Consider the following 13208-nt stretch of genomic DNA (forward strand, 5'->3'; position numbering starts at 1 on the left):
CCGTCGAGGCCGGGGATCCGCCGCGAATTCCGATACGCCGCCCCTCGTCGCGAGAACGAGGGGCGGCCTCTCTCGAAGCTCCTGCTGGAGAGCGAATCGGAAGGCTACCGGAAGATTTTCCCGACCCACCGGGTCGAATCCCCACCCCGATCGGTTACCATAGGGCCTCGAACCACCGATCGCCGACGACCGATTGCGAGAGATTCCCATGCCTACCGAAGAGATCGCGTTCGAGGCCGAGGAGCGGATGGAGAAGAGCATCGCGCTGCTGGCCGACCAGTTGAAAGGGGTCCGGACCGGGCGGGCCAACACCGGCCTGGTCGACTCGATCCGGGTCGAATACTACGGGTCGCCCACCCCGCTGAAGCAGCTCGCCAACCTGAGCACGCCCGAGCCCTCGCAGATCCTGATCCGGCCGTTCGACCAGACCGCCATCGGCGACATCGTCAAGGCGATCCAGACCAGCGACCTCGGCCTGACCCCGAACTCCGACAACAAGGTCATCCGCCTGAACGTCCCCTCGCTCTCCGTCGAGCAGCGCAAGAAGCTGGTAGGACGCGTGAAGGACCTCGCCGAGGAGGCCCGGATCTCGATCCGGAACATCCGTCGGGACGCCAACAAGCACGCCGATAAGGAACTGACCGACAAGCAGATGACCGAGGACGACGTCGAGAAGTGCAAGGAAGAGATCCAGTCGCTCACCAAGCGCTTCGAGGGCAAGGTCAACGACATGGCCGAGAAGAAGTCGGCGGAGATCCTCGAGGTTTGAAAGCCGCTGTCTGCCTGGCGATCTTTGCCTGGGTCGGCATTTCCGGATGCTCGACCGGGACGACCTCGGCCGAGATCCCGGCCCCTTCCCCGGGGCTCGAGCTCTCGACCGAGCGATATTCGACCGCCCGGGCTCGCTTCCGGACTCACCTGATCCGAGAAGGCCCCGCGACCCCGGATCGGATCAAGCTCCCCGAGATCGCCGATGCGGTCGAGGTGGCTTATCCCTCGGGAAACCACTCGCTCCGCGCCTATGCGAGCCCTCCCGAGCCGGCCGGTCGAGCTAAGCCCGGCCTCCTTTTCCTCCACGGAGGTTTCGTGTTCGGCGAGGGACACTGGGCCATGACCCGGCCGTTTCGGGAGGCCGGGTATGTGGTGATGATGCCCACGCTTCGCGGCGAAAATGGCCAGCCCGGTAACTTCTCGCTCTTTTACGACGAGGTGGCGGACGTGCTGGCGGCCTCGGACTCCCTGGCCGCTCGTCCCGACGTCGATTCGAAGCACCTCTACCTGGCCGGACATAGCGTGGGGGGGACGCTCGCGATGTTGACCGCACTGGAGTCCTCCCGGTTCCGAGGGGCCGCCTCGTTCTCGGGATCGCCCGATCAGCGGGAATATACCCGGGGGCGACCCGAACGGGTTCCCTTCGACCCGACCAACGGGGATGAGTTCCGCCTTCGGTCCCCGGTCGTCTTCGCCACCGGGTTCCGATGTCCGCTCCGGCTCTACTTCGGCGAGGAAGAATACTGGCTCCTCAACGCCACCCGTCGGACGGCCTTGCTGGCCGATCGTGCGGGACTCGACGTGGAAGCGGTCGAGGTTGCGGGAGGTCACGAGACGGCGAACCCGGAGGTCATCCAGAAATGCATCGAGTTCTTCCGGAGCCTCTGAGCCGGACCCGGCCAGTGGGATGGCCCGGCTGGTGGGCCTGGGCGATTTTCGCGCTACGATTCCTGAACCGGGTCGCCTTCGCGACCTGGATCGGCGGCTTCGTGTTCTACGCGGCGGTGGTGGTGCCCGACCTCCACGAGACCTTCGGCGGGATGGAGACGGGCGAGATCAGCCGGAGGGTGGCCGTCGTCCTGTATGAGATCGGGGCGTCGGCCCTGGCCCTCGGCTGGGTCATCCTCGCGGTGGATCGCGTCGAGCGATCGGGCTGGCGGGGCAAAGTCCGGTTCGGCCTGATGGTCGGATCGACGGTCCTGCTGGGCGTCCTGATCGCGATGCACCGGGTCATCGGGGCGAGGATCGACTCGGGCCTGGATCGGGATGAGTTCTTCCCCCTTCACGAGACCTATCTGACGGTCTTCGGGGTCCAGTGGTTCGGGCTCTTGCTGATGATGGCGCTCGACCTGATCCCCTTGCGAAGGGTCGAGGCTCCGACGGCACCGGTCATCGGAACTGAATGACGGCCCCCGACCTTCCCGGCCCGTCGAGGAGCCGACCCAGCCGGACCAGCAATCGCCGCAAGGCGTTCGCGCAGGCGACGATCGAGAACCGGGGCGGGTTCAGCCGCGACGGGATCGGCTGGACCTCCTGCAAGATCTTGTAGAGCGCCACGAACGAGCGCCGCTTCGACTCGTCGAAGCAGGCCTCCACCAACGTGTGCCGGTAGCCCGACCCGTCGGGGGCGGCGTGATAGACCCGGAACGAGGGGTTGCCGCCGTACCGCCTCAGGTAATCATCCTTGGCCCCCTCGACGGCACGCTCCAGCGTGTCGAACTCGCGGTGCAACGCCGCGAAGACCTGGTAACCGTCCGACGACAGCAGGGTCAGGATGAACGGGGCTCCCATCGCTCGCACCTCATGTGTCTGGAACCGGAGACTCTCCCCGATGGCCAGCACACTATGACACTCGCGGGAATGGTTGTCAAGTGTACACTTCCGTGTTGGGCGGGAATGGGTGCCTCTCTCGATTTCGGCATCGCCTGGAGTCGGCCCTGGTCGGGGCGGGCCTCCCGTAGAGACCCGCCTCTCGGCAGGGCGAGCCCCTACGGGAACTGCAAGGTGGGGCACCCTTCGAAATCGGGGATCGCCGATGGCGAGTCTTAGCGACGACTGGCCAGGGTGGACTTCAATCCGTTTCGCAGGGAGGGATCGAGATCGAAGCGATCGAGGTTCATCACCTTGTTCCAGGCCGCCACGAAGTCATGGACGAACTTGGGCTTCGCGTCGTCGCTGGCATAAACTTCCGCGATCGCTCGGAGTTGCGAGTTCGAGCCGAACACGAGGTCGACTCGGCTCCCCGTCCACTTGAGGTCGCCGGACTTGCGATCCCGGCCTTCGAAGAAGTGCTCGCAGACGGGGGACTGCTTCCACTGGGTGTTCATGTCCAGCAGGTTCGCGAAGAAGTCATTGGTCAACGCCTCGGGCTTCTTCGTGAAGACGCCAAGCTGAGGGAACCCGGTGTTGGTGTTCAGGACCCGCATCCCGCCGATCAGGACAGTCATCTCCGGGGCGGTCAGCGTGAGGAGCTGGGCTCGATCGATCAGGAACTCCTCGGCGGGCCGGTCTTGGGTGTGGCCGAAGAAGTTGCGGAATCCATCGTTGGTCGGCTCGAGCACGGCGATGGCCTGAACGTCGGTCATCTCCTGCGTCGCGTCGGTCCGCCCGGGCGAGAAGGGGACCGTGATCTCCTGCCCGGCGTTTTTCGCGGCCTTTTCGACCGCCGCGCATCCCCCAAGGACGATCAGATCCGCGAGCGAGACCTTCTTGCCCCCGGCCTGGGCGGTGTTGAAATCCCCCTGTACCTTCTCCAGTGCCTTCAAGACCTTGGCGAGTTCGGCCGGTTTGTTGACTTCCCAGTCTTTTTGCGGGGCCAGGCGGATCCGGGCCCCGTTGGCACCGCCGCGCTTGTCGGAACCGCGGAATGTCGAGGCCGAAGCCCAGGCGGTCGAGACCAACTGCGAGACGGACAGGTCCGAGTCGAGGAGCTTCGCCTTGAGGGACGCGATGTCCTGATCGTCGATCAATTTGTGGTCGACGGCGGGCACGGGGTCCTGCCAGATTTGTGGCTCGGGGACCAGCGGGCCCAGGCACCTCGAGACCGGGCCCATGTCTCGGTGGGTCAGCTTGTACCAGGCCTTGGCGAACGCCTGGGCGAACTCCTTCGGATTCTCGTGGAAGCGCTCCGAGATCTTCCGATAGTCCGGGTCCATCTTCAGCGCGAGGTCCGTCGTGAACATCATCGGGGCGTGAGACTTCTTCGGGTCGTGGGCATCCGGGACGGTCCCCTTCGCCGAGGCTTCCTCGGGAGTCCACTGCCAGGCGCCGGCCGGGCTCTTCACCAATTTCCATTCGTAGTCGAACAAGTTATCGAAATATTCGTTCGACCACTTGGTCGGGGTGGTCGACCAGGCCCCTTCCAGGCCGCTGGTGATCGTGTCGTCACCCTTGCCCGTCCCGAACTTGTTCAGCCAGCCGAGCCCCAGCGCCTCGATGACGGCTCCCTCGGGGGCGGGGCCGACGTTGTCTTTCGGACTGGCCGCGCCATGGGCTTTTCCGAAGGTGTGTCCGCCCGCGATCAGGGCCACCGTCTCCTCGTCATTCATCGCCATCCGAGCGAACGTTTCCCGGGTGTCGCGGGCGGCGGCCAGGGGGTCGGGCTTGCCGTTGGGACCTTCCGGGTTGACGTAAATCAGGCCCATCTGGACGGCGGCGAGGGGTTTCTCGAGTTCGCGATCGCCGGAGTAGCGCTTGTCGCCCAACCACTCGCTCTCGGGACCCCAGTAGATATCCTCCTGGGGTTCCCAGACGTCCTCGCGACCCCCGGCGAATCCGAAAGTCTGGAATCCCATCGACTCGAGCGAGACGTTGCCGGTCAGGACCATCAGGTCCGCCCACGAGATCCGCCGGCCGTACTTCTGCTTGATCGGCCAGAGCAACCGCCGGGCCTTGTCGAGGTTGGCATTGTCGGGCCAGCTGTTGAGCGGGGCGAAGCGCTGCGTGCCGTAGCTCGCGCCGCCCCGGCCATCCTGGACCCGATAGGTGCCCGCGCTGTGCCAGGCCATCCGGATGAACAGCGGCCCGTAGTTCCCGTAGTCGGCCGGCCACCAGTCTTGCGACGTCGTGAGTAAGGCTTTGATGTCCTTCTTCAAGGCATCGAGATCAAGCTTCTTGAATTCTTCCGCATAGTTGAAACCCTCGCCCATGGGATTCCCCTTGGCCGAGTTCTGGTGCAGGATTTGGAGGTTCAACTGGTTCGGCCACCAGTCGCGATTCGTCATGAATCCGGCCGCCGTGTTCCGCTCCGAGGCGGGCCGGATGCTCCCTCCGATGACCGGGCAATTGGCGCCGGCCTCGGTGGCCTTGCCCTTCGCATCCTGATTTCCGACATCGGTCGGGAAGGGCTTTTTCCCCCCGCCGTCGGTCGGGAAGACTTTTTTCTCTGCTTTTTCGGTCGTGGCGGGGTTCTGCTGGGCGAGGAGAGGAGTTGCGGCGAAGCACACCGCGCAACTCGTCATCAGCCGAGCCAGGTGGACTCTCATTGCGATTTCTCCAGCTCTGAGGGGGAGGTCGGCTTTGCCTTGAAGCCGATCGTGACGCACCCTCGCTTTCTAGGCGATCCCGCGTCATAAATCCAGTATCTCCGAGCTGGGATCGAACGATCCTGGTGGGAGGCCGGCGGAACCAGCCATGTCGCCACCTCAAAATCCAGGGGACAACTACGCCGGTACGCCGTCGCTGCCTTCGGATCCGGTCACCGGTCTTCTTTCGCCGGTTGTATCTTTGGTCCTCCTCGATGGGTCGTCCTTGTGCGATCCATCGCAAGCGGGCGGCCTCCGTGTAAGTCCGCAAGTACAATCGTTCAAGCCTTTTCCCTCGAGAATCTGTCGGGTGTACTGTTCAACCCGCGATTCCCGGGTCTTGGATTGTTTGGCCGCGGAAAAGAAGAGGGCGTAGGCTCGCTGTCGACCCGGGGTCAGGGCGGCAAACGCGGCCTTCAAGGCGGGCGATTCATCCAATTTCTTGCGAAGTTCCTCGGGAAGGCTGTACTCGGCATTTTCCCTGGTGTTCGACTTCAGTCCGGCTTTCTCCACTGCGATGGCTTCGAGCAGATAGGCGATCAAGGCGGGTTCGACCGCGACGATTTCGCGAACCGAGGTGAATCGGATCAGGCGAGCCGTCCGCGTATTCTCCCCGGGCTTGTCCAGGATCCCATCGGGATCCTTCAACAAGACCCCTTTCATGAAGGTCAGCGCGCAATAGTCCTTGAATGCTCCCAGGATGGCGATGTTGCCCCCTTCGTGCGTGTAGCAAGGGGCTCGCCACTTCACTTCCTCGACCAACGGGCAGCCGAGGACGATCGACCTCAGTTTTTGCAATTCTTCTCGCCACTTTTCGTGGGTTCGAATGTATTCGTCGACCTCGGGATTCGCGATTGTTTCGCCGATTTCATCCATGGAAAAAGCTCGTCGTGTTGAAAGTCCGCGAGAGGTGGTCAATCCGCGTACCGACCGAGCCCGGAGACCCCGTGCGGGCGATTAAATGCCGCACTGATGCGGGGGCGAGGCCGGACGATCTCGGGAATTCGGCCGCGAGGACTTCTGGAGTTTGAGGCCGGATAATTCCGGGCCGATCTTATCGAATCGCGTTGTCGAACGACATGGACTGTCCATGTTCACAATTCCGTCGGCGTACAAATAATTAATGTTCAATAATATGATTTTTTTATTTGATAAGAGGGAGTGCGAATGATCTGGCACCCGCCCCCCCCCTGTGGAGGTTGGGGTGAGGGTGATCCATTCACAAGCGACCCCCGTTCAATGATCCTGGGACACTATCAAAATTCCGAAGCCTCTGTTCGTAGATGGTTTGTGTCCCGAAGCGGGAAGTTCGAAACAGGCTCGGTCGTTATCTCTTGATGACGATGCGGTCGATTTCTACCAAGGGGGTTAAATCAATGGACCTGAATGAAGAAAATCTGGCCGAGGAGTTTGATTTCGTCAATCAAATCTCGGAACCACTGGCAACCTCATCGAGGCGAAGCAAGAAGCGACCATTTCGTGTGAACAAGTGGTTGATTCGGGCCTTGTTCTGTTGCTTGCACCTGTCGATTGCAGCCCTCGGTTTGATCTTGGCCGGCATGATCCCGACACCACACTTCTTGATCCAACTCCGGGATCAGATCCACGAACGGACAGCCCGGAATCCACCCGTCGTCGTCGAGCCCTCACCATCTCCCGTAATTCGCCCGGGAGATCCCGGGTCCCGGCCCGATCCTCGACCGGGTCCAGCTCCGGATCCGACCGCTCCGGATGTCGAGGCTTTGACGGATCCTGGCTTCGGCCCTCCGGCGGAAGTCGAACCTGCTGAGCCTGAGGTGGTTCCCGAACTGCCGGCCCCCAAGGCTGGAGATGTCAACAGACCTAACCGAGATCCCAGGATCTCGCGCCTCGAGAATCTACTGAATGAGAAGAAGCACAGTTATGAGAGTGCCCGGGCCAGGGCGGGCACCACGTTCCTCGATGCGATCGACCGGGCCACGAGGCAGGTGAAGGAGGCGGAGTGGCTCCAGGCGGGCGAACGTAACACTTTTCTACTCGAACTCAAATCCGACCGCGATAATTTCGATGCTCGGGCTCAGATGCCCAAGTCGAAACTTTTAATCGAGACCTTGATCGAGTATCAGCTTTTTCTCCAAAAGACCCGCCGTCCCCTGATCATGGCTTATGAAGAGCTGATCAAGGCCCTGACCGATGCCAATCGATTGGACGAGGCTCGTCCTCTTGTGATCGCCCAGAAAGCACTCGATCGGGAGGCGGGAGGAGTGCCCGGCTTTGTTGAGGGGAGCCTCTGGAAGGGCGAGCGCTTCGCGGATGTCCTCAGCAACCATGCGGGACTGACTCAAGCGAGTGTTCCATTTTCACTGAGGGTCATCAAAGTCGAAGGCGACAAATTCTGGGCGGAGGCGTATTTTCATAACGTGGCCACCGCGAGCGTGCAGGGCGTCTTCAACGGGATCGGATTAGAATGGGAGACCGTTGAAATGATCAAGTCCGACGGGGGGGACCGAAAATGGACGGCGGAAGGGGTAGTGCTCGGGCCTAACTTCTATTGCCGATTTCGCGGTGTAAATATCAATCCAACGACTGGATTCCAGGCGGAACTGGAAGGATATATCCGGTTGTATCGAGCGCCTTGACTCTGGGCGGCTACTCGGTGACTCGCCGGCACCAGTCACCCGGACGCAAGATATCTGGATTCGAGGGCAATTTTCCCTCCGTGGCCGCGACGTCCGATTTGCGATTATTCCGTGACCCTACCCGAACGAGCGGGTACGATCAGCCGATCGGGACCGTTTGATTCCTGGGGAGGGGTGCCATGACTCGGATGTCCGTCGCTGGGCTTGTAGCGGTGCTCGGTCTGGTCGCGTTGCAGGGGGGGGCCGAGGCCGTCGAGCCGGCGGGGCGTTACGCGATCGTGGTCAAGAAGGATGTTGCAGCCGGCTCGTGGGGCAAGGTCGTCCGGGCCCTCGAAGCGAAGCACGAGGGGACAATCTTCGCCTACGACCAGTCCCCCGAGGAAGTGCGGCGGGAGGTCGGGGCGTATCACCCCCGCTATGTCTGCTTCGTCTGCGAGCCGACGGAGAATTTCCCGGACTTCGCGCTGGTGGCCAACAAATTCTGCCGGACGCTCGACGACGATCCCTATGTCGACGCGATCTGGGGCATCCTCACCGGATTCGATGAGGAACACGCGCTGAGACTCGCCGAGGCGGAGCCGGTGGTGATCCGGCGGGCGTTCACCAAGACCCTCGGCGCGTGGCTGAACTGGCTCCCGGAAGGCGACTACGTGACCGAGTGGACGCGCGACCGCGGCGAGCTGGGCGTGAAGAAGGCGAGCGAGGACTTTGCGACGAAGTCCGGCGGGCCGACCAGCGACGCGGAAGACGCCCGGTACGTCCAGGAACTCCTGTCCGGGGACAAGTTCGACCTGATCATCGGGTCCGGACACGGTGGGCATCACAACTGGATGCTCATGTACCCCAGGGGGAGCGGTTATCTGACCGCCAAGGACGGTCGACTGACCATGACCGCGCCGGGCGTGGACCTGCCGCTGACCGCGTCGAGGCCCAAGGTCTACTGGGCGGTCGGCAACTGCCTGACGGGGGTGGTGAACACCGGCCGGGACAGTTTCAAGAACTCGTATGCCCTGGCCTGGATGAATAACGGGGCCAGGCAGTACATCGGCGCGGTCCAGTCCACCTGGTACGAGCTGAACTGGAACATGGCCGACTGGTTCCTGAAGCAGGAAGGTCGGTGGACGTTCTCCGAGTCGCTGTTCCTCCTCCGTCAGTGGTCGAACTACCTGCTCGCCGAGGACGTCGTGACCGGCCGAGATCGGGAAGGGACCGAGTTTACCGATGGGATCTTCGTCCTCTACGGCGACCCGGCCCTGGAGGCGCGGGTGGAGAAGGCCCGCGAGCCTGCCCTCGCGGAGACCCTGGACGTCCGGGAGTCCGGGGACGAGGACATCGTCCGGATGACCTACAAGGTGAAGGTGAACTTCGTCGGCGAGGGGAACAAGAGGACGTCCGAGAAGTACGACGGGTGGCGGATCTTCTGCTACCTCCTGCCGTACCAGGTGACCGATGTGAAGGTGGAGGAGACCGACTTCTCGAAGGTCGTCGTGCCGGGCGAGACGATCCTCTGGGACGCGGGCAAGGGCCTGAAGGTCGGCGACGAGCGGAGCGTCACGTTCACCGCGAGGAGGGTGAAGGACTGACCGGGCGTTGATCGCTCGGTCACTCTTCGAGCTTCCGGTAGAGCGAGGAGAGGCCCAGGCCGAGGCGTCGGGCGGCTTCCTTCTTGTCTCCCCCGGCGGCTTCGAGGACCCTCCGGATGTGCTGGCGTTCGAAGTGGTCGAGGGCGGCCCGGAGGTCGTCCCCGGCGTCCTCGGGGGTGGTCCCGGCGACGAGGTCGGCGGGGAAGTCGGCGGTGGTCAGGGTCGGGCCTTCTCCCAGGATCACGGCCCGTTCCAGCGCGTTGTCCAGCTCTCGGACGTTCCCCTTCCAGGGGGCGGCGGAGAGCCTCCGGACGGTCTCGTTGTCGACCCCGTCGACCCGCTTCCCCTGCCCCCGGGCGTGGCGGTCGAGCAGGACCTTGATCAGGTCGGGGATGTCCTCCCTGCGTTCGCGGAGCGGGGGGAGGTGGATCGCGACGACATTCAGGCGATAGAAGAGGTCGGCCCGATAGCGGCCGGCGGCGATCTCTGCGTTGAGGTCCTTGTTGGTGGCCGCGACGATCCTCGCCGCGATCGACTCGGGGCGGGTGGCCCCGACCGGCAGGACCTCCTTGGTCTCGATCGCCCGGAGGAGCTTGGCCTGGGTCGTGATGGGCAGCTCGCCGATCTCGTCGAGGAAGACCGTCCCCCGGCCGGCGGCGGCGAACAATCCCTCTCGATCGCGGTCGGCCCCGGTGAACGACCCCCGGACGTGGCCGAAAAGCTGGTTTTCCAGGAGTTCGTTGGGGATCGCGGCGCAGTTGATCGCCAGGAATGGCGAGTTGGGCTCCAGCCCCTGGGTGTGCAGGGCCCGAGCCACCAGCTCCTTGCCGGTCCCGCTCTCGCCGGTGATCAGGACGTTGCTCCGGGTCGGCCCGAGCTTGCGGATCAGGGTCTTCACCCGGATCATCGGCGGGCTCTCGCCGACCAGCGTCTCGATATCCACCGGCGCGTGGATCTGCCGCCTCAACGCCTGATTCTCGATCGTCAGGTGGCGGAACCGGATCAGGCGGTCGAGCTTGGTCAGCAGCTCGTCGAAGATCACCGGCTTCATCAGGTAGTCGTGGGCCCCCCGGCGGAAGGCGGCCACGGCACTCTCGACGGTCGCATAGGCGGTGATGATCATCACCAGCAGCTCGGGCCGGAGCCGGAGCAGCTTTTCGAGGAGATCCAGGCCGTCCATCCCGGGGAGCTGGACATCGCAGAGGGCCAGGTCGGGCTCGAACCGCTCGATCGAGGCGAGCGCTGAGGAGGCGTCGGAGGCGATGGCGACCTCGAAGCCTTCCCCCTGGAGGAACTCCTGGAGGGTGGAGGCGATGACCTCCTCGTCGTCGACGATCAGGACTCGCCCTCGATGGTTCCGGGCCCCTCCGGTCGGGGTGGTCCCTCGGGAGATCGAGGCTCGGGTCATCCGGCCACCTCCTCGGCGAGCGCGGGCCGGGCGGGTCGGGCGGTCGGCTCGGGTCGATCGGCGGGGAGGTGGATCAGGAAGGTGGCCCCCTGCCCCGGCTCGGAGCGGAAGGTGAGCTGTCCGCCCATCTCCTCGACGATCTGGCGGCTGACGAAGAGGCCCAGGCCGGTCCCGCTGGGCTTGGTGGTGAAGTAGGGTTGAAACAGTCGCGATCGGTCGTCGAGGGAGATCCCCCGGCCGTCGTCCTCGACGCTCAGGATGATCGCCCCGGCCTCTTCTCGGCCTTCGAGGTGGATCCTCCCGCCCCGGCCGGTGGCGTCGATGGCGTTGAGGACCAGGTTCAGGATCACCTGCGTGAGGTGGTCGCGGACCCCCCGGACCGGGGCGAGGCCGGGGGGGACGTTGGTGGTGATGGCGCGTTCCTTGGTCCGCTGATAATACTTGGCGATCCCAAGGGCCTCCTCGACGACTTCGAGCGGTCGGACCCGGCCCCGGACGGTCGAGGCGGGCCGGGAGAAGTCGATCAGGTCGCGGATGATCCGCTGGATCCGGGCGAGCTGCGACTCGACGAGCTCGAGCTTGGTGTCGGTGTAGCGGTCGGGGTGGTGCCGGCGGATGATCTGGATCAGGGAGCTGATCCCGGCCAGGGGGTTGCCGACCTCGTGGGCGATCCCGGCGGCCAGGAGCCCGAAGGCGGCCATCTTCTCCTGCTGGATCACGCGGGCCTGCGAGGCCCGGAGCGCCGCGGTCCGCTCGGCCACGCGGACTTCGAGATCGGCCCGGTGTCGGACCAGCTCGCGATTCAGGCCTTCCAGCCGCGCCCCGGTCGCGTTCAGCACCGAGGCCAGCGAGGAACTGGCCCAGGCCACGCAGGCGAGGATCACCACCGTCTCGATCACCGAGGCCATCCCCGGCCGGTCGACGCCCAGGCTCCAGGCCAGCAGGGCGAAGCTCAGGCAGTGCAGCCCGCAGGTCGTCCAGGCGAAGAGTCGAGGGTAGCGGATCGCGCAGCAGATGATCGAGAGCAGGTAGTACCAGCGGAACGGGCTCTGGAGCTGGGTGTCGTTGAAGCACAGGAGCGTGATGAACACCGACTCCATCAGCGAGACGCCCAGCGGGAACCTCCGGAGGAAGACGGCCCCCAGCCGGTAATAGACGGTGTCGAGCGCCGCGTAACCGGCCCCCAGCATGAGGAAGGTCCGGACCGCCGAGGGGTTGTGCAGCCCCGACCTCGCCTCGATCAGGATCACGCCCATCAAGATGCCGAACCAGCGGATCTTGACCACGATCGACTCGGTGGCCAGCTCCCAGTCCAGACGATCGGTCTCCCCCGAATGCATTCGACCTCCGACACGGTCCGGGCGTTGATCCGAGGGGACGGTCCCTGATTCCGCCCCCGCTATCATATCCGGAATGGACGCCTTCGGCACGATCATTGCTCTTGTAGACCATCAGAGGCCGCTTGATCGACCTATCCGTCCCTCTCGGTGATCGCCGGACGGCCGTTCGCGAGCCCGGCCAGATGAAAGGAACTTCCGATGAACTTCTTGAACAGGAACCGCAAGACCTCGATTCTCCGGATGGCCGCCCTCGGCCTTGCCCTGGCGATTTTCCCGGCGTTCGCCTCGAACGCTTCCGCCGGCGGCCCTCGGGGCGGACATCACGGTCGCGGATATGGCGGACACCAATCCTACAGCCGGGGTTACGGCGGATACCATTCCTATAACCGGGGTTACGGCGGCTTCGCCCCCCGAGGCTACGGTTACGGACCTCGTGTCTACAACCGGGGTTACGGTGGCTTCGCCCCCCGAGGCTATGGCTACGGATCTGGTTACGGTTCCGGGATTTATAACCGGGGCTTCGGCGGCTTCTACAACTCGGGCGTCCCTTACGGTTCCCCTTATGGCTACGGGGCTCCGCTCTCGGGCTTCAGCCTGAGGATCGGCGGCTTCCCTTACTGAGGCATCGCCGGAGTCTCCCGACCCACCTGATTTTCGACGGCCCGCCGACCAGAAATGGTCGGCGGGCCGTTGTCGTCGACGGATCAGGGGAGATGCCAGGAATCGGGCGAGGCCACCAGAAATCTGGTCCCCGACCGACCCTCGAATCCTGTCGCCGATCGGCGATCATTGCCGTATCATGGAAAATCCGAAGGGGCGACGGCCTGGTGGTGTCCCAGGATCATGGCCAGACCCTCACCCGGCCTTCGGCCACCCTCTCCCGGGGGTAGAGGGATATTCTGGCTCCCTCTCCCCCCGGGAGAGGGTTGGGGTGAGGGAGATTCGTTAACGAGCGATCTCCGTGA

11 protein-coding genes are annotated in these 13208 nt (G+C 64.0%); 6 read left to right on the top strand and 5 right to left on the bottom strand.

Going from position 1 to position 13208, the window contains the following annotated elements; all coding sequences use genetic code 11:
* The first annotated feature begins 208 nt into the window (after positions 1 to 208).
* Genes frr through P12x_RS15565 form a run of 3 tightly spaced genes read left to right on the top strand, consistent with a single transcriptional unit; the run spans position 209 to position 2177 of the window.
* Positions 209 to 769: a ribosome recycling factor gene (frr, locus tag P12x_RS15555; protein WP_435005216.1), complete on the top strand. Its 561-nt coding sequence runs from the start codon at positions 209 to 211 to the stop codon at positions 767 to 769.
* On the top strand, positions 766 to 1659 hold the full coding sequence (locus P12x_RS15560) for an alpha/beta hydrolase family protein (protein WP_435005217.1): 894 nt from the start codon (positions 766 to 768) through the stop codon (positions 1657 to 1659). Before frr ends, P12x_RS15560 begins: the two co-directional genes overlap by 4 nt.
* Positions 1632 to 2177 (top strand): hypothetical protein, encoded by a 546-nt coding sequence (locus P12x_RS15565; RefSeq protein ID WP_435005218.1) that lies wholly within the window; start codon positions 1632 to 1634, stop codon positions 2175 to 2177. The genes P12x_RS15560 and P12x_RS15565 overlap by 28 nt, the downstream gene beginning before the upstream one ends.
* Here the strand turns inward: P12x_RS15565 and P12x_RS15570 are convergent.
* The 3 genes from P12x_RS15570 to P12x_RS15580 all read right to left on the bottom strand — a co-directional run bounded on the left by P12x_RS15570 (position 2161) and on the right by P12x_RS15580 (position 6170).
* Positions 2161 to 2562 (bottom strand): hypothetical protein, encoded by a 402-nt coding sequence (locus P12x_RS15570; RefSeq protein ID WP_435005219.1) that lies wholly within the window; start codon positions 2560 to 2562, stop codon positions 2161 to 2163. The two genes, P12x_RS15565 and P12x_RS15570, sit on opposite strands and share 17 nt — an antisense overlap.
* 254 nt (positions 2563 to 2816) lie before the next feature.
* Positions 2817 to 5255: a catalase/peroxidase HPI gene (katG, locus tag P12x_RS15575; protein ID WP_435005220.1), complete on the bottom strand. Its 2439-nt coding sequence runs from the start codon at positions 5253 to 5255 to the stop codon at positions 2817 to 2819.
* Positions 5256 to 5432: 177 nt separating this feature from the next.
* Positions 5433 to 6170 carry a DUF1801 domain-containing protein gene (locus P12x_RS15580; RefSeq protein WP_435005221.1) on the bottom strand — a complete coding sequence of 246 codons (738 nt, stop codon included), beginning with the start codon at positions 6168 to 6170 and terminating at the stop codon, positions 5433 to 5435.
* A 1091-nt stretch (positions 6171 to 7261) separates the two neighbouring features.
* Between P12x_RS15580 and P12x_RS15585 the strand changes: the two genes are divergently transcribed.
* Positions 7262 to 7912, top strand: a complete 651-nt coding sequence (locus P12x_RS15585; RefSeq protein ID WP_435005222.1) for a hypothetical protein — start codon at positions 7262 to 7264, stop codon at positions 7910 to 7912.
* Between the two features lie 179 nt (positions 7913 to 8091).
* Positions 8092 to 9495, top strand: a complete 1404-nt coding sequence (locus tag P12x_RS15590) for a hypothetical protein (protein WP_435005223.1) — start codon at positions 8092 to 8094, stop codon at positions 9493 to 9495.
* Positions 9496 to 9514: 19 nt separating this feature from the next.
* Here the strand turns inward: P12x_RS15590 and P12x_RS15595 are convergent, their stop codons facing one another.
* Together P12x_RS15595 and P12x_RS15600 are read right to left on the bottom strand one after the other, a co-directional pair.
* Positions 9515 to 10903: a sigma-54-dependent transcriptional regulator gene (locus P12x_RS15595; RefSeq protein WP_435005224.1), complete on the bottom strand. Its 1389-nt coding sequence runs from the start codon at positions 10901 to 10903 to the stop codon at positions 9515 to 9517.
* Positions 10900 to 12243, bottom strand: a complete 1344-nt coding sequence (locus tag P12x_RS15600) for a sensor histidine kinase (protein WP_435005225.1) — start codon at positions 12241 to 12243, stop codon at positions 10900 to 10902. Before P12x_RS15600 ends, P12x_RS15595 begins: the two co-directional genes overlap by 4 nt.
* 198 nt (positions 12244 to 12441) lie before the next feature.
* On the opposite strand from P12x_RS15600, the gene P12x_RS15605 reads away from it, so the two are divergent.
* Entirely contained in the window at positions 12442 to 12864 is a 423-nt protein-coding gene (locus P12x_RS15605; protein WP_435005226.1) for a hypothetical protein, read from the top strand.
* The last annotated feature ends 344 nt before the right edge of the window (positions 12865 to 13208 follow it).

The sequence above is a fragment of the Tundrisphaera lichenicola genome (assembly GCF_051175385.1).
Classification (GTDB): domain Bacteria; phylum Planctomycetota; class Planctomycetia; order Isosphaerales; family Isosphaeraceae; genus Tundrisphaera; species Tundrisphaera lichenicola.

Bases quoted from the DNA above. Each gene is read 5' to 3' on its own strand.
- frr (WP_435005216.1), top strand. From the start codon at position 209: ATGCCTACCGAAGAGATCGCGTTCGAGGCCGAGGAGCGGATGGAGAAG.
- P12x_RS15570 (WP_435005219.1), bottom strand. From the start codon at position 2,562: ATGGGAGCCCCGTTCATCCTGACCCTGCTGTCGTCGGACGGTTACCAG.
- P12x_RS15595 (WP_435005224.1), bottom strand. From the start codon at position 10,903: ATGACCCGAGCCTCGATCTCCCGAGGGACCACCCCGACCGGAGGGGCC.
- P12x_RS15580 (WP_435005221.1), bottom strand. From the start codon at position 6,170: ATGGATGAAATCGGCGAAACAATCGCGAATCCCGAGGTCGACGAATAC.
- P12x_RS15590 (WP_435005223.1), top strand. From the start codon at position 8,092: ATGACTCGGATGTCCGTCGCTGGGCTTGTAGCGGTGCTCGGTCTGGTC.
- katG (WP_435005220.1), bottom strand. From the start codon at position 5,255: ATGAGAGTCCACCTGGCTCGGCTGATGACGAGTTGCGCGGTGTGCTTC.
- P12x_RS15565 (WP_435005218.1), top strand. From the start codon at position 1,632: ATGCATCGAGTTCTTCCGGAGCCTCTGAGCCGGACCCGGCCAGTGGGA.
- P12x_RS15605 (WP_435005226.1), top strand. From the start codon at position 12,442: ATGAACTTCTTGAACAGGAACCGCAAGACCTCGATTCTCCGGATGGCC.
- P12x_RS15600 (WP_435005225.1), bottom strand. From the start codon at position 12,243: ATGCATTCGGGGGAGACCGATCGTCTGGACTGGGAGCTGGCCACCGAG.